At 73.2% G+C, this 1895-nt stretch carries 2 protein-coding genes and 1 pseudogene; all 3 read right to left on the minus strand.

All coding sequences use genetic code 11. From position 1 onward, the window contains the following. A pseudogene (locus AN218_RS12575) lies at positions 1 to 239 on the minus strand (hypothetical protein); the annotation flags it as partial. Between the two features lie 836 nt (positions 240 to 1075). Next, on the minus strand, positions 1076 to 1297 hold the full coding sequence (locus tag AN218_RS12580) for a hypothetical protein (protein ID WP_070016936.1): 222 nt from the start codon (positions 1295 to 1297) through the stop codon (positions 1076 to 1078). Between the two features lie 38 nt (positions 1298 to 1335). Next, positions 1336 to 1895 (minus strand): hypothetical protein (locus tag AN218_RS37470; RefSeq protein WP_216311756.1); only part of this gene is annotated, 560 nt, incomplete at its 5' end.

A 1895-nucleotide genomic window follows, 5' to 3' on the forward strand; every position in this document is an offset into this window, starting at 1 on the left:
CCCAGACCGCGGCCGCGGGCGCCGGGGGCCACCGCGACCGCCTCCAGCTCCACGAGCGACCGCGACAGCAGCGCGCACAGCTCCCGCCCGAGCTGGTCGTCCATCGACATCAGCCACTCCACCGGTGGCAGCGCATGCGCGAGGGCCACGACCGGCCCCTGGTGCTCCTCGGCGACCAGCAGACGTGCGGCGCCGAACTCGGCGGACAGCAGCGGGCGGTCGAGGATCGCCGCCAGCATGGCCGGGCCGGTGGAGCAGCGACCGTACGGGCCGGAGCCGACCGCGCGACGGCGGTCCGTACCCGCTCGAACGCGCCCGGGAAACAGGAAACAGGGCCTCGGCGTTGCCACCTGAAGTGGCAACAGCCCGAACAGCGACGGCGCCGACGACTCGCCGAGCACGGACCGCGCACGGCGCAGCCCCGGAGCCGACACCGAGCACGACAAGCTGGCGAAGCGGGGCGCGCGCTGCCACCTGAAACGGCAACGCGACAACGACCGGCGAGGCGCCAGCCGACGACAGGCCACGCTGGGACGGGCGGGGCGACGTCACACCGGCCGCCGAACGACGAACCCGCGGCGGACGCGGCATCGAGGAGCAGCGCGAGCAGCCGCAGCCGAACACCCGGCGGGACGACAGCAGTTCACCCGCAGCAGCGCGAGCAGCCGCAGCCGAACACCCGGCGGGACGACAGCAGTTCACCCGCAGCCGGATGGCGCCGTGCGAGCGAGCGGGCCGTAGAGCGCTGCCGGCGAAGCGGCAACCGGGCGATCGCGACGGCCGACGACGGCCCGGGCGCCGTGTCGCGTCCCGTCCCGTCGGCGGGACGGGACGCGCCGTCCAGGCCGAGCGGGGACTGAGCCCCGCGACGTACGCGAGACGGCAGGGGCCGGACGAGACCTCCTACACCGCGGCGGCGACGAGCAGCCGGCACGAACGGGCGAGCAGCGGACGGGCCGCGGGCCGACGGTCACGGCCTCGACGCTCATGCCGCCACCGTAGCGCTGGCCAACGGACGCCGGACGGCCTTCACAGCCCCTCGGACCATGGGCCAGAGACACGGCGGAGGAATAGCTCATTCACCGGCGAGGCGGGTGTGCAGTTCCCGCAGGTCGCCCATGGTCAGCCCCGTGCGCACCCCGTCGCCGTACATGTTGTTGGTGCCCTCCACCACCATCCAGGTGTCGGGCTCGTCCGCGTAGACGGCCAGCACATGTGCCAGCCGCTCTTCGGCGGTGACCGGCTCGGGCCCATACTTCTCGACCGACTCCCGACGGATCTGGGCCACGTTCTTCACGGCTACTGCCTCCTCGATGAGGTTGATGGCGGGGCGGTCTAGGCCACGGCCTGGGCGGTCTTCCTCGGCCGTCCGGAGGGGCGTGGCCTGCCGGCGTAGTCCCGTACCTGAGCTGCGATGTAGATGGGCCCGGAGTGCAGCTGGGCGACGGGGGGCGGGAAGTCCGGGTGCTTGGTGATCTGCTGCGCCCGCTGCCGGGAGGCCACTCCCAGGATCTCCTTGATCTCGGAGATGCCAGCGAGTTCGGGCGTAGTGGGGGCGGCGTTGCGGCGGTCAAGCTCCTCGGCTGTCACCAGCTCCACGCACCGCACGCCTGTCGCGATCTTGTGCACGCGGGCGGCGCCGGTCACTGCCTTGAGCGCGGCGTCGATCGCCTGCCGCGCCGTGGCGGCGTCGACGGACAGCTGCGCGAAGAGGTGGCCCGTGGGGGACTGCCCGATCGACGCGAAGTTGTCGGCCAGGGCATCGTGCAGGGCGTCGACGGACTCCTCGGCCACGTCCGGGGCCTCCAGCTCTACGTAGGCGCTCCAGTCCATGTGTGATCTCCGTGTGTTGACGTCGGTGAACGGGCGGGGGCCGCCCCGGCCGGGCCGGGGCG

Source organism: Streptomyces nanshensis (genome assembly GCF_001751255.1).
Classification (GTDB): Bacteria; Actinomycetota; Actinomycetes; order Streptomycetales; family Streptomycetaceae; genus Streptomyces; species Streptomyces nanshensis_A.